General features: G+C 64.5%; 16 protein-coding genes. 7 read left to right on the forward strand and 9 right to left on the reverse strand.

The annotated features are described in order from the left end of the window. Positions 1–139 precede the first annotated feature (139 nt). The 3 genes from ACVISU_RS07925 to ACVISU_RS07935 all read right to left on the reverse strand — a co-directional run bounded on the left by ACVISU_RS07925 (position 140) and on the right by ACVISU_RS07935 (position 2,392). Positions 140–736 (reverse strand): N-acetyltransferase family protein, encoded by a 597-nt coding sequence (locus tag ACVISU_RS07925; RefSeq protein ID WP_456706545.1) that lies wholly within the window; start codon positions 734–736, stop codon positions 140–142. 187 nt (positions 737–923) lie between these two features. Beyond that, positions 924–2,012, reverse strand: a complete 1,089-nt coding sequence (locus ACVISU_RS07930; RefSeq protein ID WP_456706546.1) for a PHA/PHB synthase family protein — start codon at positions 2,010–2,012, stop codon at positions 924–926. Beyond that, entirely contained in the window at positions 2,009–2,392 is a 384-nt protein-coding gene (locus tag ACVISU_RS07935; RefSeq protein WP_050404033.1) for a hypothetical protein, read from the reverse strand. The genes ACVISU_RS07930 and ACVISU_RS07935 overlap by 4 nt, the downstream gene beginning before the upstream one ends. Positions 2,393–2,573: 181 nt before the next feature. Here ACVISU_RS07935 and ACVISU_RS07940 point away from each other — a divergent pair, with 181 nt between their 5' ends. Together ACVISU_RS07940 and ACVISU_RS07945 are read left to right on the forward strand one after the other, a co-directional pair. Next, positions 2,574–3,494, forward strand: a complete 921-nt coding sequence (locus tag ACVISU_RS07940; RefSeq protein ID WP_050404039.1) for an alpha/beta fold hydrolase — start codon at positions 2,574–2,576, stop codon at positions 3,492–3,494. 189 nt (positions 3,495–3,683) lie between these two features. Continuing rightward, complete coding sequence (locus ACVISU_RS07945; protein WP_430641505.1) at positions 3,684–4,079, forward strand: nuclear transport factor 2 family protein; 396 nt, start codon at positions 3,684–3,686, stop codon at positions 4,077–4,079. A 77-nt stretch (positions 4,080–4,156) separates the two neighbouring features. Here the strand turns inward: ACVISU_RS07945 and ACVISU_RS07950 are convergent, their stop codons facing one another. The 6 genes from ACVISU_RS07950 to ACVISU_RS07975 form a co-directional block, all read right to left on the reverse strand. Continuing rightward, positions 4,157–4,831, reverse strand: coding sequence for a spermidine synthase (locus tag ACVISU_RS07950; protein WP_456706547.1), 675 nt, complete (start codon positions 4,829–4,831; stop codon positions 4,157–4,159). Positions 4,832–4,962: 131 nt separating this feature from the next. Then, positions 4,963–8,196 (reverse strand): bifunctional cytochrome P450/NADPH--P450 reductase, encoded by a 3,234-nt coding sequence (locus tag ACVISU_RS07955; protein ID WP_456706548.1) that lies wholly within the window; start codon positions 8,194–8,196, stop codon positions 4,963–4,965. A 124-nt stretch (positions 8,197–8,320) separates the two neighbouring features. After that, entirely contained in the window at positions 8,321–9,316 is a 996-nt protein-coding gene (locus ACVISU_RS07960; protein WP_456706549.1) for an alpha/beta fold hydrolase, read from the reverse strand. A 12-nt stretch (positions 9,317–9,328) separates the two neighbouring features. After that, complete coding sequence (locus ACVISU_RS07965; RefSeq protein WP_456706550.1) at positions 9,329–10,879, reverse strand: WS/DGAT/MGAT family O-acyltransferase; 1,551 nt, start codon at positions 10,877–10,879, stop codon at positions 9,329–9,331. Positions 10,880–10,932: 53 nt separating this feature from the next. Then, positions 10,933–11,667 carry an alpha/beta hydrolase gene (locus tag ACVISU_RS07970; protein WP_244522157.1) on the reverse strand — a complete coding sequence of 245 codons (735 nt, stop codon included), beginning with the start codon at positions 11,665–11,667 and terminating at the stop codon, positions 10,933–10,935. A gap of 65 nt (positions 11,668–11,732) precedes the next feature. Then, positions 11,733–11,987, reverse strand: a complete 255-nt coding sequence (locus ACVISU_RS07975) for a DUF6489 family protein (protein ID WP_050404552.1) — start codon at positions 11,985–11,987, stop codon at positions 11,733–11,735. Between the two features lie 408 nt (positions 11,988–12,395). Between ACVISU_RS07975 and ACVISU_RS07980 the strand changes: the two genes are divergently transcribed. The 5 genes from ACVISU_RS07980 (at position 12,396) to ACVISU_RS08000 (ending at position 18,021) form a co-directional block, all read left to right on the forward strand. Next, positions 12,396–13,994 (forward strand): ABC transporter substrate-binding protein, encoded by a 1,599-nt coding sequence (locus ACVISU_RS07980; protein ID WP_456706551.1) that lies wholly within the window; start codon positions 12,396–12,398, stop codon positions 13,992–13,994. Positions 13,995–14,097: 103 nt separating this feature from the next. Further along, a complete protein-coding gene (locus tag ACVISU_RS07985; RefSeq protein WP_456706552.1) occupies positions 14,098–15,078 on the forward strand; it encodes an ABC transporter permease in 981 nt (326 codons plus the stop codon). A gap of 11 nt (positions 15,079–15,089) precedes the next feature. Continuing rightward, the gene (locus tag ACVISU_RS07990; RefSeq protein ID WP_456706553.1) at positions 15,090–16,049 is read left to right on the forward strand and encodes an ABC transporter permease; all 960 of its coding nucleotides are present in this window, start codon (positions 15,090–15,092) and stop codon (positions 16,047–16,049) included. After that, entirely contained in the window at positions 16,046–17,029 is a 984-nt protein-coding gene (locus tag ACVISU_RS07995; protein ID WP_456706554.1) for an ABC transporter ATP-binding protein, read from the forward strand. The genes ACVISU_RS07990 and ACVISU_RS07995 overlap by 4 nt, the downstream gene beginning before the upstream one ends. Further along, positions 17,026–18,021, forward strand: coding sequence for an ABC transporter ATP-binding protein (locus ACVISU_RS08000; RefSeq protein WP_456706555.1), 996 nt, complete (start codon positions 17,026–17,028; stop codon positions 18,019–18,021). Before ACVISU_RS07995 ends, ACVISU_RS08000 begins: the two co-directional genes overlap by 4 nt. The last annotated feature ends 15 nt before the right edge of the window (positions 18,022–18,036 follow it).

Here is an 18,036-nt window from a genome sequence, read left to right on the forward strand (position 1 = left end):
GTCCGGTTTGGCCCGGGGCAAGGCTGTTGTGCCACAATTCATGGTGCGTCGCAACATCAATGTTGCACCGCGATATCACGAGCCTGTGAACAGCGTGAATATCCGGCAGATTGCCTCTGGAACCGGCAGTTAGAGGTATTTAGACACCCCCAACCGCGCCGGGCACCCCATATGCCTCCATTTGCGCCCGGACCTGCGCCACATTGTGCCCGAGCACGACGATGTCGTGGGTCTTGCCCTCGACATCCCTGACATGGTCGCGCAGCAGGGCCTCCGCCTTGAAGCCGAGGCTCTCGAACAGCGCGATCGCCGCCCGCTGGTCGACGGTCATCTGCACCGAGAACTTCTCCAGCCCGGCGCCAAGGGCGATCGCGAACGTCTCCTGCGACAGCGCCCGGCCGACGCCCTGCCCGCGCACGTCTGTTGACACCACCATCCGGATCTCGCCGACATGTGGCGACCAGGAGTGCGGATCGCGCACCAGGGTGCCGCAGCCGACCACTCTGCCGTCCTTGATCGCAAGCAAGCTCGTGATGTCGCCGCGTTCGATCTCGTTGATCCAGGCCGACAGCACCTTCGGCTGGCTGATGTTGCGCGGCAGGAACAAGAGATCATGCGTCGGTAGCTTCTGCGCGAAGGCCAGCACCGCGGCCTCGTCGGCCCGCCTCATCAGGCGGAACTCGATGTCGCCGGCCTCGGTCTTGACGTGGCGCGGATAGGAACGTTGTTCGGTCATGTCGATCTCTCTCAAGTGTGCTGAATGCGAAGTTCGTGCGATTTCGCGGCAGGCGCTTTCACGAACTTCGCATTCATAAAGCACACTAGATTCATAAGTTTGCTAGTGTCCTTATCGAATCCGAAGTTCGCTCCGAAGGTGCGGCAAATGATGCGAACTTCGGATTCGGGACACTAGTCGACCCTTCTCAGGTCGATCTCTTGCCCAACCAGGAGTCCAGTTTCGGCCACAGCCGCTTGATTGCATTGGCGCCGGCGACCAACGAGACGTGACCGCCTTTCAGCATCACCTCCTCCTTGTCCTCGGAGCCGATCTTGGTGATGAGGTGCTTTGCCGCATCATACGGCACGATGTGGTCGTGCTCGGCGACCGCGTGCAGGATCGGCACCTTGATGTCGGCAAGCTTGGCCGGGCGGCCGCCGACCGTCATGGTGTCGTTGAAGAGCTTGTTGTCCCACATCAGGTCCTTGGTGATGGCGCGGAAATATTCGCCCGCCAGCGGCAGCGTATCGGTCGCCCAGCGGTCGAACATCCGGTACGACTTCACGAACTCGTCGTTCCAGATGTTGTCCCAGAGCTGGATCTGGCCGACGACGCGCGCGGCCGGCCGCAACATGTCGAACGATTGCAGGATCAGTTCGGGCGGCATATTGCCGGTGCTGTCGATCAGGCGGTCGACGTCGAAGTAGCGGCGGTCGGCGAAGTTCGAGAACAGCTTCATCTCGCGGAAATCGATCGGCGTGGTGAAGCAGATCAGGTTCTTCATCGGCCCGTCGTTGAAGATCGAGCCATAGAGCAGCGACAATACGCCGCCGAAGCAATAGCCGATCACGGAGACGTCCTTTTCACCGGAGTCCTGCTGCACGCGGCGGACCGATTCCGGGATGAAGTCGAGGACGTAGTCCTCCATGCGCAGCGATTTTTCCTCGGGCTTCGGCGCGGTCCAGTCCAGCATGTAGACGTCGAAGCCGCGCTTCAGCAGGAATTCGATGAAGCTCTGCCCTGGCACCAGATCGAGGATGTAGCCGCGGTTGGTGGTCGCCATCACGATCAGGACCGGCACGCGATAGACTTCGTCGGCCTGCGGCCGGTAGTGATAGAGGTTCATGGTGCCGCGCGAATACAGCACGTCCTTCGGCGTCGAGCCGAGCTCGGGGCCGGAGCTCGAGAAATACTCGACACCCTTGATGCTGCGCTGGATCGCGCGCTGCACCTCGGACTGTACCCGCTCGGAGATCGAGGCGAAATCAAAGGGGGTGGAGGTGGGAGCATTCATCTGCCGTCTCCCTCCGATGGCGGGCGCCTCGTGCGCGGCGGCCGTGGCGTTGCGCCGTGGCCGTCGTCCGGCGCCAGCGAATTGTGGTGCACCTGCTGCAGCAGCGTCTTGATCTCGTTGAGCTGGGTCTCCATCGACTGCAGACGCTCGGCCATGCCGACGAGCTGGGCCCGGCTCGGCAGGTTCATCGCCAGCAGATATTTCTCCATCAGTTCGCCGAGCTGCTTCTGCGCGCCGGCCGCAGCGCTGCCGGCCTGGTTCATCACCTTCGAGAATTCAGGCGAGCTCATCAACTGGTTGCCGAAGGAGTTGAACCCCTTCTCCATCTCGCCAATCATCGTCTGCCAGATCACGGCAGGGTCGTTGCCCTTGTCGGCCATGCGGCCCTCCTCCACACCAATTGCGAGCGCTTGCCGCGCTTCCGTTTGTTTGTGCCATACGACACTGTTGCCGCTGATCGGTCAACTGCGCGGTGCGCCCGGCGACGTCGAAGCTCTTCTGCGCTGCGTCAATCCATGGCAGCATGCAGCTTCCTGACCGCGAATCCAGGAGAGGACGCCCGTGACCACGCTCGCCCATCAGTTGCCGCAACTCACCCGCGCCAACGGCATAGACATTTGCTACGAGATATTTGGCGATGCGAATGCCGAGCCGCTGCTGCTGATCATGGGGCTCGGCGCCCAGATGATCCATTGGGACGACGAATTCTGTCGCCGGCTTGCTGCGCGCGGTTTTCGCGTGATCCGGTTCGACAACAGGGATATCGGCAAGTCCTCCCGCATGAGCGGCGGCAAGCGGCTGACTGCGCTCGAGCTGCTCAAGCTGCGCTTGCTGAAGATTCCGGTCGCAGCGCCCTACCGGCTGGCCGACATGGCGCGCGACACGATCGGATTGATGGATGCGCTCGGCATCCGCAAGGCGCATCTGGTCGGCGCCTCGATGGGCGGCATGATCGCGCAGGAGGTTGCGATCACCTTTCCCGAGCGCGTGCTCTCGCTGACCTCGATCATGTCGACCACGGGCAATCCGAAGATACCGGGTCCGACCCGCGAGGCCACCGCGGTGCTGATGGCGCCGCCGCCGAAGAGCAAGGAGGAGTATTTCGTGCGGTTCGGCCAGACCTGGAAGGTGCTGCGCAACGGCTCGTTCCCCGAAGACGAGGCGCTCGATCCCGAGCGCGCCCGGCGCACCTTTGAGCGTGGCCTCAATCCGGAGGGCGTCGGCCGCCAGCTCCGCGCCATCCTCGCCTCGGGTAGCCGCAAGGAGCGCTTGCGCAGCGTCAAGGCGCCGACGCTGGTGATCCACGGCACCGTCGATCCGCTGGTGCACCCCGAGGGCGGCAAGGACACCGCGGTCTCGATCCCGGGAGCGAAACTCCTGATGATCGAGGGCATGGGCCATGCGCTGCCGATCCCGATGTGGCCGCAGATCATCGACGCGATCGACAAGCACGCGCATGGGGCCGCGGCGAAGGCGGCCTAGGCAGGTATCTTCTGGTAACCATGTGAACCGGGGGTGCGTTCTTCCGGCGGCCGCGCGGAGGCTGTAGACAGCGCGATGCACCGCGCGGGTCGCGCGTCATCAGCCACCGGGAGCTACCAGATGAAGACCCTTCTCAGGCCACGGACAGCCGTTGCCGCTCTCCTCCTCGCGCTCGCGTCTTCCGCTGCGATGGCCGCGACCAGCGAGGCGCAGCAGGAAGCCAACCGCAAGGCGGTGCTGGCCTTCTACGAAAAGGGGTTGAACCAGAAGGACGCCGACGCCGCGCTCGCCTATGTTGGCAACCGCTACGTCCAGCACAATCCGGGCGCAGCGGACGGGCCCGAAGGCTTCCGCAAGTTCATCGGCTTCCTGCGCGAGAAGTTTCCGAACTCGCACAGCGAGATCAAGCGCTCGTTCGTCGATGGCGACTACGTGATCCTGCACGTCCACGCCGTGCGCGAGCCCGGCACCCGCGGCAATGCGATCATCGACATCTTCAAGCTCGAGGACGGCAAGATCGTCGAACATTGGGACGTGGTGCAGCCGGTGCCGGAGAATCCGGCGAACAACAACACGATGTTCTGAACGTATCCACGTGTCTGGCCGGCCCGGCGCACCGGACACATGATATGATCAGGATGATGAGCGCATCGAAATGCCCGCTAGTCCTTGGCCGCGATCCAGATCACGTGGCGGACGCCGCGGCCGCGGCCCGTGGCGCGGACGGCAATTTCGTTGACCGCAAATCCGGCCCGCGACAGCGATTTGGGGAATTTCGCATTCGGCCCTGACGACCAGACAGCGAGCACGCCGCCGCGCCGCAAGGCGGTGTGCGCAGCCCTGAGTCCGGCGACATCGTACAGCCCGTCATTGGCCTTGCGGGTCAGGCCTTCGGGGCCGTTGTCGACATCGAGCAGGATGGCATCGAAGCTCGAGGGATGGCGCCTGATCACGTCGGCAACGTCCACCTCTTCGATGCTCACGCGCGGATCGCTCAGGCTGTCGCCGAAGATCTCCGCCATCGGGCCTCTTGCCCAGGCAACCACCGCCGGCACCAGTTCGGCCACCACAATTCTCGCTCCGGGTCCGAGCACTTTGAGCGCGGCCCGCAGCGTAAAGCCCATGCCGAGGCCGCCGATCAGGAAATGCGGCGTTGCGACCTGCTCGATCTTCTTCGCAGCAAGCGTCGCCAGCGCCTCCTCCGAGCCCGACAGACGGCTGTTCATCAGCTCGTTGGTGCCGAGCATGATCGAGAATTCGCGGCCGCGCCGCATCAGACGCAGTTCACCTTCGGTGCCGGGAATGCGCCCGGTGTCGATCTTTTCCCATGGAATCATGCGGCGGGTTGTAACATGGCGCGCACATCTGCCGTAGCCCGGATGGAGCGGAGCGCAATCCGGGACGGTGTCGCACGCAGGTCGACTGGCCCCGGATTTCGCTTCGCTTCATCCGGGCTACAACGTAGCAATTACCCGCCGGCCCAGACGTCGAGCACGTAGCGGTTCCCTGTGCCCATCTCCTCGATCCAGCGCGCGGCAGCGTCGGCGTCGGCTCCAGTGCGCTCGCGATAGATCGACATCAACGTCGCCTTGACGTCGGGTTCCATCTTGCCGCCATCGCCACAGACATAGACGATCGCGCCCTTCTCGATCAGCTCCCAGACGCGATCCTTCTGCGCGGCGACGAGATGCTGCACGTAGGTCTTCGGCCCGTCGGCGCGCGAGAACGCGGTGTAGAGCTCGCTGATGCCATCGGCGGCGAACGCCTTCAGTTCGTCCGCATAGATGAAGTCCTGCTCCGGATGGCGGCAGCCGAAGAACAGCATCGCGGGGCCCAGCGTCGCGCCCTTCGCCTTGCGCGCGGCGCGCTCTTGCAGGAAGCCGCGGAACGGGGCGAGGCCCGTGCCCGGCCCGATCATGATGATGGGGACAGTGTTGTCGTCAGGCAGGCGGAAGCCGGCCTTGGTTTCCTTGATTGTGGCATGGACGGTGTCGCCGGCGCGGCGGCGCGCCAGATAGTTCGAGCAGACGCCTTTATAAATGCCGCGACCCGAGCTTGCAGGTGCTTCCACGACACCAACGGTGACGCTGCAACGCTGCGCCGCGACGGCCGGCGACGACGAGATCGAGTAATAGCGCGGCGCCAGCAGCGACAGCATTTCGAGGTAGAGGTGGAACGGCAGCTCGCAGGCCGGATATTCCTCGAGCAGGTCGAACACCGATTTGCGCTTCGCCAGCACCTCGGCGCGATAGCGCTCGGCCGCGGCCTCGTCGTCGCCGACATAGGCCACCAGCTTCGGCTTGGTCACCGGGCAGCGGGTGTGCTCGGCCATGATCTGGATCTGCTTGCGGGTCGCGACCTGCTGCAGTTCGACGAACTCGGTGAGCAGCCGCCCGACCGACACGGCGTTGCCGACCGGCAGCTGCGCGCGGCGGCCTTCGGAGACCTGCAGGCGGATCTGGTCGGCCGGCAGGAAACCGAACCGGCGCGCGACGGAATCGACGAGGGTCGGATCGTTGCGCGGCACCACGCTGAGATGGTCGCCGACGCGATACTTCAGGCTGGCCGGCAGTTCGACTTCGATATGCCGGGTCGAGCGCTCCGACGGATGGGCACCTTCCTTGTTCTGCAGCTCGTTGTTGGCGAGCACCTTCATCGGCACCGCGCCGCCCTGCGTCACGATGGTGTTGACCGCGCCCTGCGCCACCGGCTCGATCGCATAGAGCGGTTCGTCCTCGGCGGTGCGGGTGAAATTCCAGTCGATGCCGAATTCCTTGGTCGCGACCTTCGCGGCCTCCGGAAACCATTTCTGGAACTGGCCGTCGAGATCGCTGCGCGCATCGCCCTCGCCGCGCGGATAGACGGCGCGGGCGCCATGCTTGGTCAGCTGCTCGTCGATGAAGCGCGGTACCGACTGGTAGGTCGCGGCCCAATCGCTGTTGCCGCAGCCGAACACCGCGTAGCGCACCTTGGCGAAGGCGTCCTTCGGCAGGCCGCTCTCAAGCCATTTGACGAACTGCGTCGCGTTGTCGGGCGCCGCGCCGTTATAAGAGGCGCAGATGATCAGCACGCCGCCCTCCTCCGGGAGCTTGCCGACATAGTCGTCCAGCGGCCCGAGCCGTACCGCGAAACCATTGATCTCCGACAGATCGGCCATCCGGGTCGCCAATTCCTCGGCCGAGCCGAGGTTGGAGCCGTAGAGCACCAGCATCGGCGTGTTGTGGCCGGGGCGCGTGGTCGGCGCGCGCGGTGCCTTCGGCGCAGCCGCGACGGCGCTCGTGCCGCCGGCGAACGCGCCGCGATCCCTGTCGTCACGCGGCCGCACCTTGATCCTGAAGCCTTCGGGCTTGATCGTCAGCGTCTCTTTCAGGTGCATCTGGTAGCGATGCACGTCGAGCAACTTGAAGCGCTGCAGGATCATGCCGATCGCGAGCGCCGCCTCGTGCATGGCGAAGCCGCGCCCGATGCAGGCGCGCTGGCCGTTGCCGAACGGCTTCCAGGCATTGATCGGCCGCTTGGCCTCCGCCTCGCGGCTGAAATTCTCCGGATCGAACGCGTCGGGGTTCGGGCCCCAGACCGAGGGATCGCGATGCAGCGCCATCACCAGCACGGTGATGAAGGTGTTCTTCTTCAGCTTGTACTTGCCGCCGATCGTCTCGTCGTTGAGCGGAGCGATGCCGTAGGCCGGCGCCGGCGGCCATAGCCGCAGCGCCTCCTTCAGGCACTGGGTGATGTAGGTGAGCTGCGTCACCTGCTGATAGGTCGGCCGCGCATCGAGGTCGGGACCAAGCACGCGGTCGACCTCCTCATAGGCCTTCTTCAGTACCTCGGGATGTTTCAGCAACGCATAGATCGTGCACGACAGCAGGCCGGAGGTGGTCTCGTGGCCGGCGATCAGGAAGGTGTTGATCTGGTAGCGGATGTTGACGTCGTCGAGCTGCTCGCCGGTGGAGCGGTCGACGCCGGTCATCATCGCCGCCAGCATGTCCTTCTTGTCGCTGGTCACGTCGGTGTTGCCGCGTCGCTCGGCGATGATCTCGTCGACCATCTTGTTCATGAAGGCGACGTCGTCGGCGAGCGTCTTGCGCCGCTTCTGCATCCAAAGACCCTCGAGCGGCAGGCCGCGGGTCATCATGATGGTCTCGAGCGAGCGCACCAGCGATTCCACGAAGGGATGGTAGTCGCGGCGATAGAACGAGTTGAAGCGATAGTCGAAGCCGCACAGCCCGATGGTGTCGAGGGTGAGCGCCGTCATGTCGTGGACGACCTCGATCTCCTCGTCGGCGTTGAGGCGCTCCCATTTCTTGACCAGCTGCTCGGCGATATCGACCATGCTCGGGTGATACGACTGCATGGCGCGGTTGCCGAACGGCTGCATCAGGATGTTGTGCGCCTTGCTCCAGTTCGGCTCCTTGGTGTCGGCGGTGAACAGCCCGTCGCCACCGACCGCGCGCACCCGGCGCAGCGAGCCGCGCACCGCCTTGTCGAAGCGCTTCTCATCGGAGAGCTCATCGACCAGATCGTGACCGGAGACGATCACGAGCGGCGCGCCCATCATGTCGAGCCAGAAGATCGGTCCGAGCTCCTTGGAGAGCTTGACCAGATGCTGCACCGGTGCGTTCGAATCCAGCGACAGCATGTTGCCGACCACCGGCTTCGTCGGCGGATGCGGGATCGGACTCAGTCTGTTGCCGGATGCCATTGTCGAAGTGCCCCCTGCCTTGCCTCTCAGCCGTCATTGCGAGCGAAGCGAAGCAATCCATCGTGCCGCAAGCGGATAGAATGGATTGCTTCGTCGCTTCGCTCCTCGCGATGACGGCAAGAAATTACCCAAATCGCTTTCTGCGCCACTCGATCAGCTTGGCGCTGACCTCGTCAGGCTTTTCCTGCTGCGTCCAATGGCCGCTGTCGCGGACAAGGTATTTTTCGAGATCCGGCACCAGTCTCTCCATGCCGTCGGCGGCCGAGGGCGGCAGCACCGCGTCATTCTCGGCCATGATCATCAGCGACGGCACCTTCACGTGATGGTCCAGTCCCGCCGATCGTTCCCAGTTGCGGGTGAAGTTGCGATACCAGTTGATGCCGCCGGTGAAGCCGGTTTTGGTGAAGGTGTCGACGAACACCTTCTTCTCTTCGGCCGACAGGATCGGCGTCCGCGGATCGTGCCTGGCGTCGTAGTTCGCGATCATCTGCGGGAACGCCAGATTGAGCCGCGCCGAGGCGCCGACGCCGGCGATCGGCTGTTCGGGCGGCGCATCGGCGGCGCGCGGCGCCGGCTTGCGCATGAAGGCATCGAAGGTCTGCTCGACCCGGCTGCCGAAAATCCGGTCCGGCTCGCGTGCCGGGTCCTGGAACTGGACGATGTACATCTGGTCGCCGAAGCGCTGGCGGAACAGCGCGATCGGATCCATCGGCGCGCGGTCCCAATGCGGCGTGTTGACGCCGACGACGCCGGCGACCCGGGACGGATGCCTGAGCGGCATCTGCCAGACGACGAAGCCGCCCCAGTCGTGGCCGACGAAGATCGCCTTGTCGATCTTGAGGCGGTCGAGCAGGCCGACGAGGTCGCCGGTCAGGTGCTCCATGTCGTAGGCTTCGACCGGCTCCGGCCGGTCGGTCGCGCCATAGCCGCGCTGGTCCGGTGCAATCACCCGGATGCCGGCCTCGGCCAGCGCCTTGATTTGATGACGCCAAGAGAATGCCAGTTCTGGCCAGCCGTGGCACAGCACCACGGGCGGTGCGTCGGTCTTGGGGCCTGCTTCGTAGAACCCCATGCGGATGCCGTTCGTCTCGGCGAACTGCAGCGGTGGCATTTCGATCATTGACAGGTCTTTCTATTCGGCCGCGCCCTTGATGTCGGCAGGCGCGGGCGCAAACGCCGCCTCGAGTGCATCGAATTCGAGCGGCAGCATGTCGCACATCACCTGCACATGCGGAATGATGTTGGCACCGACGATGAAGCCGAAATCGAGCTGATCGCGGTAGCTCTGCACGGTGATGTTGAGCGCAATCCCGTGGGTCGAGATCGAGACCGGGAAGATGTGCAGCAGTTCTGCGCCCGCCGCGTACAGCGTCTGCCGCGGCCCCGGCACGTTCGACACAGTGATATTGGTCGCCGGCGGCAGCACGTTCGACAGGTCGGAGCGGCTATAGAGCAGCGCCATGATCTGTACCAGGATCGGCGCGCCCAACAGGGAGATGTTGGAGACCTGCGGCACCAGGGCACGCAGCGGATGCGACATCTCCTTGGATTTGGTGGACTGCGCGATGATGGTTTCCAGCCGCTTCTTCGGGTCCTCGACGTCGGTCGCGATCGAGCAGACCATGCCGAACACCTGGTTGTTGGATTCGGCGTTGCCTTCCTCGCGCAGCGAGATCGGCACGCCGGCCGTCAGCGACTTGTTCGGCAGCGCACCCTGGCTGATCAGATAGCGCCGCACCACGCCCGAGGCGAGCGCCAGTACGACGTCGTTGAGCTTGCCGCCCGATGCCTTGGCCAGCGCCTTGGCGCGCGACAGCGAGATCGAGGTGCCGGCAAAGCTGCGCTCGGACGAGATCGCCTTGTTGAGGATGGTCGGCGGCGAGGACATTGCCTGCAGGCTCTCGCGCGACCGCGGATCGGCGACCTTGGCGACGACGTCGGAAAGGCTCTTGAGCACGGTCGGCATGGAGCCTGCGAACTTCACCGCGCTCTCGATCTGGAACATGGCGTTGTCGAACAGGATCGAGCCGAGGTCGCTCTTGCCGGAGCGCGGCAGCTCCAGGCTCTTTTGCGCGGCGGCGGCCGCCTCGAACGGCTGGGTCCAGAGCTGCTGATAGGCGTCGATCAGATTGGCCGCGATGTCGCGCGGCTCCTGCGCGACCTTCTTCGCGCTCGGCGGCGCGATCTGCCGCGGCACCGGCGTGAGGTCGTAAATCATGCTGGTCAGCGCCGCGCCGGCGCCGCCGTCGATGCAGGCGTGGTGCATCTTGGAGTAAAGCCCGATCTCGTTGTCCTTCATGCCCTCGAAGACATAGAACTCCCAGAGCGGGCGGGCGCGGTTCAACAGCTTGGCGTGCATCCATCCGACGATGCGCTCCAGCGTGGCGCGATCGTGCGGTGCGGGCAGGCTGGCGCGGAAGATGTGGCGGTCGATGTCGAACTGGTCGTCCTCGACCCAGGAGGGGTGGTCGATGTCGAGCGGCGCCTTCTGCAGGCGCGACTTGAGGATCGGCGCGATGTGCAGCCGCGAGGCGATCATCGCCTTGAACTCCTCGAAGAAGTCCCCCTTGTAGCCGTCGGGCAGGCGGAAGATCGCCATGCTGCCGACATGCATCGGCATCTCCGGCGTTTCCAGATACAGAAACGATGCGTCCAGCGAGGACAGCTTCTTGGCGTCGCTCATGATCTCCTCCCGAGAGCCAACTCACGCGGGCGCCTTGGCGGCGCTTCTCGCCGTTAGGATAGTGCCTGTTCTGCCGGCCCATAAGCAATGCCAAAGGGGCCCGAGCGGTCAAAATGCCGGAACTCCCCTTCCGGCTGTGCCAGCCGGTCCGCAATCGCCCATAGCGCCGCGGGATTGACGCCGAGGCCGAGATGGCTGGCGAGATGCACCTCGATGTTCTCGGCGGTCGCCGACGGCCGCACCCGCGAGGTCCGCCAGTTCACGATGCCGTCGGTGCGTGAATAGATCGAGGTTGCCGGCACCGGCATGTCGCCGGCGATCGCCGCGCGAATCTCGGGGATGTCGTCCACCTGCTCGCCGGACAGCAGTTCGTACAGCCGGGTCGCGTTGGTGGCGCGGATGTCGTCGGCGAACGGACTGCCCAGCGTGATGATGGAGCGCACCAGTTCCGGCATCTGCGACGCCAGGTCGCGCGCATAGACGCCGCCGAGGCTCCAGCCGATGATCGAGACCTTGCGCCCGGACGCCTCATGGACCCGCTTCAACAGGTCGCGCAGCGCAGCCCGCCGGCTGGAGATTCCGCCAAGATTGCGGCCCATGTTCCAGGCGTAGGCGTCATAGCCGAGTTCCTTCAGATAGCGACGCATCGGCGCCATCGACAGGTCGCTGGCGAGGAAGCCGGGCAGCGCCAGCACCGGATGACCGTCGCCCTTCGGCGCCTGCATCAGCAGCGGCGACAGCAGCAGGCTCGAATTCAGCTCGAGCACGCCGCGCGCTTCCGCCAGCATCAGAAACACGCTGGGTGGGCGCAATCGGCGTTCGGCCGCATCAACGCTCCCTTTCGCGGCCACCACTATTTCTTGTCCTTCTTGCCCATGCCGCCGAGGCCGGCCATCGTCACGAACATGTCCTGGAAGCGCTCGGCGAGCTTGGGATCGAAGGTGAACCAGCTTTGCATCAATGCTTCCGGCGAGACTTTCTCGATGTTCGACAGCATCTGCTGCTGCAGCCTGTCCATGACCGCGTTCTGCATCGGTGCCACGTCCGGCAGGCCGAAGAACTGTCGCGCTTCAAGGGGCGTGCAATCTATCTCGACGTTGACTTTCATTTCCGCCTCCTCAAATGCGCCTTGTTCGCCTTGGCGCGTCGCAGTATCGCCGGGACCGGGTCCGTCGCGCAAGCGAGCCGTATCCGCCCCGATCTATAGTCGGCCTCAATCATCCGCTATGGTCAACCAAACCGTTTGGAGCGACGGCTCCAAACCATTTGGAACGACCGGCCCGAACTGGGCTCGCCGGCGATCATTCGGCGACCGGCAAGCGGCACACCGAAAGTCGCATGTCACGCGCCCGCGCTGGCCGCCTACCCTCATATCTCATTCATTGCGCTGCACCCGCGCGAGGCGATTAACCCTTTGGGAAATCGCGCTTGCGCCGTCGGTAAACTCTGGCAACATGCATCAATAATACCAGCCGGACAAAGCAGCCGGCGGACAAAAACGGGGACGCGGGATCACATGTCGGTACGTTGGAGTTTGTTTGCGGCGACTGCCGTCGCGCTGGTCGCCTTTGCCTTGCCGGCATCGGCTCAGACGCTGAAATATGCCAATCAGGGTGAGCTGAAGTCGCTCGATCCGTACACCCTGAAGGAGACCACGACGATCGCGCACCACGCCCACGTCTACGAAGGCCTCACCGCGCGCGACAAGGACCTCAAGATCATTCCGGCACTGGCGGAAAGCTGGGAGACGCTGACCCCGACCAAATGGCGCTTCCATCTGCGCAAGGGCGTGAAATTCCACAATGGCGACCCCTTCACCGCCGACGACGTGCTGTTCTCCGCCGACCGCGTCCGCGCCAAGGGCTCCAACTTCCTCAGCAACGTCCCGGCCGACGCCAAGTTCACCAAGGTCGACGACTACACCGTCGACGTGACGCTGGACTCGCCCAATCCCATCCTGACCTCGCAATGGGATAGCTGGTACATCATGGACAAGAAGTGGTGCGAGGAGAACAACTCGGTAGCACCGACGCCGGCCTCCGCAACCACGCCGAGCTACGCGGCGCTGCACGAGAACGGCACCGGCCCCTTCACGATCGAGAGCCATCAGCCCGGCGTGAAGACCGTGTTCAAGGCGTTTCCGGATTACTGGCGCAAGGTGGAGCACAATCTCAAGGAGATCATCTTCACGCCCATCGGCTCCGACGCCACCCGCGTCGCCGCGCTGCTCTCGGGCGAGGTCGACGTCATCGAGCCGGTTCCCCTGCAGGACATCCAGCGCGTCAATTCCAGCGGCGTCGCCACCGTGATGACCGCACCCGAGATCCGCACCATCTTCATCGGCATGGATATGGCCCGCGACGAGCTGCTGTATTCCAACGTCAAGGGCAAGAATCCGTTCAAGGACATCAGGGTTCGCGAAGCCTTCTACAAGACGATCGACGTCGACCTGATCAAGACCCGCGTGATGCGCGGCATGTCGACGCCCTCGACCCTGATGATCGCGCCCGAGCTCTATCCGCTGTCGAAGGAGTTCACCCGGCCGAAACTCGATCCGGATGGTGCCAAGAAGCTGCTGGCCGACGCCGGCTATCCGAACGGCTTCGAAGTCACGATGGATTGCCCGAACGACCGCTACGTCAACGACGCCGCGATCTGCCAGGCGGTGGTCGGCATGCTGGCCCGCATCGGCGTCAAGGTGAACCTGTTGGCGCAGCCGAAGGCGCAGTATTTCGGCAAGGTGCTGAAGCCCGGCGGCTACCAGACCTCGTTCTTCATGCTGGGCTGGACGCCCGCGACGTCGGACTCGCACAACGTGCTGCACGACATCCTCGGCTGCCGCGACGATCCGAAGGATTCGACCCGGGGTGAGGCCAATCTCGGCGGCTATTGCAATAAGGAAGTCGACGCGCTCACCGACAAGATCCTGGTCGAGAGCGACACCGCCAAGCGCGACCAGCTGATCAAGCAGGCCTACGAGATCGTCATCAAGGATTACGGCTACATTCCGCTGCATCAGCAACCGCTGGTGTGGGGCGTGTCGAAAAAAGTCAAATTGACCCAGCGCGCGGACAACCAGGTGCTGCTGTACTGGGCGACCAAGCAGGGTGAATAGTGGTTGCAGCGAATTGGGTCCCGGAAGCGCAGGCTTCCGGGACCTCGCGTTTTCCGGCCGCGCGAAGCCGCGCGCCAAATGTCAAAAGCAGTGAAAGGTAGAGATGCTCGCTTTCACTCTTCGGCGTTTCCTGCAGGCGATCGGCGTCATGCTTGCCGTCGGCGTCATCGCGTTCGCGATGTTCCGCTTCGCCGGCGACCCGGTCAACCAGATCGTCTCGATCGACACTTCGGCCGCGCAGCGCGCCGAGATCCGGCACTCGCTCGGCCTCGACGATCCCGTGCTGGTGCAGTTCGGCCGCTACTTCATCAATGCGCTGCAGTTCAAGTTCGGCGTGTCCTACCAGTTCCGCCTGCCGGTCTCCTCGCTGCTGGCTGAGCGCATGCCGGCGACGCTGGAGCTTGCGATCGTCGCCACCATCTTTGCGATGGTGGCCGGCATCCTGATGGGGGTCTATTCGGCGCTGCGCCGCGACACCATCCTCGCCAGATTATTCCAGGCGGTATCGCTGATCGGCATTTCGCTGCCGACATTCCTGATCGGCATCCTCCTGATCTATCTGTTTGCCGTGACCTTGGGCTGGCTGCCCTCCTTCGGCCGCGGCGAGGTGGTGAAGCTCGGCTGGTGGTCGACCGGGCTGCTCACCGTCTCCGGATGGAAGGCGATCATCATGCCGGCGATCACGCTCGGGCTGTTCCAGATGACCCTGATCATGCGGCTGGTGCGCGCCGAAATGCTGGAGGTGCTGCGCACCGACTATATCCGCTTCGCCCGCGCCCGCGGGCTGACCACCCGCGCGATCCATTTCGGCCATGCGCTGAAGAACACCCTGGTTCCGGTGATCACGGTGGCCGGCCTGCAGTTTGGCTCGGTTATTGCTTTCTCGATCATCACCGAAACCGTGTTCCAGTGGCCGGGCATGGGGCTTCTGTTCGTGCAGGCCGTGCAAAACGTCGATATCCCGATCATGGCCGCGTATCTGTTGATGGTCTCGCTGATCTTCGTCACCATCAATCTCGTGGTCGACATCCTCTACACCGTGGTCGATCCGCGCCTGCGTTCGACCATCGGCCGCGCCGCGTGAGGGGCTGACCGATGTCCGACGCCGTCGTCCCCCATCGCAGCGAAGGCCACCAGGCACCTGCCGGCTGGTTCAGGCGCGCGCTCGACAGCGACATCTTCTATTCGTTCCGCCGCTCCAGGCTCACGATGGTCGCCGCCGCGATCACGCTGCTCTTCTTCCTGCTGGCGATCTTTGCGTCCTGGCTTGCGGTGCAGAACCCGTTCGATCCGGCACAGCTGCAACTGATCAACTCGCGGATCGCGCCGCTGTGGACCGCCGACGGCCAGAGCCCGTTCCTGCTCGGCACCGACGAGCAGGGCCGCGACGTGCTCTCCGCGATCCTCTACGGCCTGCGCATTTCGCTTGCGGTCGGCATTGCCGGCGTGGTGTTCGCCGGCGCACTCGGTATCGCGCTTGGGCTGGTCGCCGGCTATTTCGGCGGCGTGGTCGACAGCGTGATCATGCGGATCGCCGACGTCCAGCTCACCTTCCCGGCGATCCTGATCGCCCTGCTGGTCAACGGCGTCGCCAAGTCACTGCTCGGCAACCGGCTCGACGAGATGAGCACGCTCGGCGTCCTGATCATCGCGATCGGCCTCAGTTTCTGGGTGCAATATGCCCGCACCGTGCGCGGCTCGGTCATGGTCGAGAAGAACAAGGATTACGTGGCGGCGGCGCAGTTGATCGGCCTGCCGGCACCGAAGATCATGCTGCGGCACGTGCTGCCGAACACGATGGGCCCGATCCTGGTCATCGCCACCATCAACCTCGCGCTCGCGATCATCACCGAGGCGACGCTGTCGTTCCTCGGCGCCGGCATGCCCGACACCATGCCCTCGCTCGGCACCCTGATCCGGATCGGCAACAATTATCTGTTCGCCGGCGAATGGTGGATCGTCGCCTTCCCGGGCATTGCCCTGGCCGGCCTGATCCTCTCCATCAACCTGCTCGGCGACTGGCTGCGCGACGCACTCAACCCAAAGCTCCGATGACCCAGCCTGTTCTCTCCGTGCGCAATCTCGAGGTGGAATTCGTCACCCGCCGCGCCACGTTGCGCGCCATCAACGGCGTGTCGTTCGACATCGCCAAGGGCGAGGTGCTTGGCGTGGTCGGCGAGTCCGGCGCCGGCAAGTCGGTCACCGGCCTTGCGGTGATCGGGCTGATCGATCCGCCCGGCCGCATCTGTAGCGGCGAGATCGAGCTGTCGGGCACGCGGATCGACCATCTTCCGCCGGAAGAAATCCGCCGCGTCAGGGGCAAGCGGATCGGCATGATCTTCCAGGATCCGCTGACCAGCCTCAATCCGCTCTACCGGATCGGCGACCAGATCATCGAGACCATTCGCACCCACACCAACTTGAGCGAAAGCGCCGCGCGCCGGCGCGCCATCGACCTGTTGGCCGAGGTCGGCATCCCTGCGCCGGAAAAGCGCATCGACGGCTACCCGCATAAATTCTCCGGCGGCATGCGCCAACGCGTCGTGATCGCGCTTGCGATCTGCGCCGAGCCCGAGTTGATCATCGCCGACGAGCCGACCACCGCGCTCGACGTCTCGGTGCAGGCGCAGATCATCGCGCTGATCAAGCGGCTCGGCCGCGACCACGGCACCGCCGTGATGCTGGTGACCCACGACATGGGGGTGATCGCCGAGACCTGCGACCGCGTCGCAGTGATGTATTCCGGCCGCATCGCCGAGATCGGCCCGGTGCAGGAAGTGGTGCGCAACCCGCTGCATCCCTATGCCAAGGGCCTGATGGGCGCGATCCCGACGCTCGCGGGCGAGGACAAGCGCCTCGTCCAGATCCCGGGCGCGATGCCGCGGCTGTCGGCGATCCCGCCGGGCTGCCCGTTCAATCCGCGCTGTGCGTTCGTCTTCGATCGCTGCCGCGTCGAGCGCCCCGAGCCGATCCGGCAAGGTGACCAATCGGTCGCCTGCCACCTGTTCGAGCCGGCGAAGGAGACCGCGGCATGAACGGGACCTTGATCGAGGTCAGGAACCTGCGCCGCGTCTTCGACGTCTCCAAGCCATGGCTCAACCGGGTGATCGAAGGCGGCCATCTCGAATTCCTGAAGGCCGTCGACGGCGTCAGCTTCGACATCAAGCGCGGCGAGACGTTTGCGCTGGTCGGCGAATCCGGCTCCGGCAAGACCACGGTCGCACGCATGGTCGTTGGCCTGCTGCCACCGAGTTCGGGCGAAGTCGTCATCGACGGCATCTCGATGACCGATCCGCGACAAGGCCAGGCGCGCCGCCGGCTGCGCCGGCGCATCCAGATGATTTTCCAGGACCCTTATGCGAGCCTCAATCCACGGTACCGAGTCGCCGCTATCGTGGCCGAGCCGATCCGCGCCTTCGACCTGATCGAGGGCGAGCGCGACATCAAGGCCCGGGTCGGCGAATTGCTGTCGCTGGTCGGTCTGCACCCCGACGACGGCCAAAAATTCCCGCATGAGTTCTCCGGTGGCCAGCGCCAGCGCATCGCGATCGCCCGCGCGCTGGCGTCGGAGGCCGAGTTCATCGTCTGCGACGAGCCGACTTCGGCGCTCGACGTCTCGGTGCAGGCGCAGATCCTCAACCTGATGCGCGATCTGCAGGACAAGTTCGGCCTGACCTATCTCTTCATCAGTCACAATCTGGCAGTCGTCCGCCACATGGCGAGCCGGATCGGCGTGATGTATCTCGGCCGCATCGTCGAGATCGCCGAGGGCCGGAAATTGTTCGAGAACCCGCGGATGCCCTACACCAAGATGCTGCTCGGCGCGGTTCCGGACCTTGCGATGTCCGGCCGCCAGCGCATCCCGGTCAAGGGCGAGATTCCCAACCCGATCGATCCGCCACGGGGCTGCGCGTTCAATCCGCGCTGTCCCCTCGCCTTCGATCTCTGCCGCGAGAAGGCGCCGGAACTGATCGACGGCGTCGCCTGCCACGCGGTCAACAGCCCCGCCGCCGCCGTTCCGGCATGATCACGCGGATGGGAG

The sequence above is a fragment of the Bradyrhizobium sp. USDA 4452 genome (assembly GCF_054063575.1).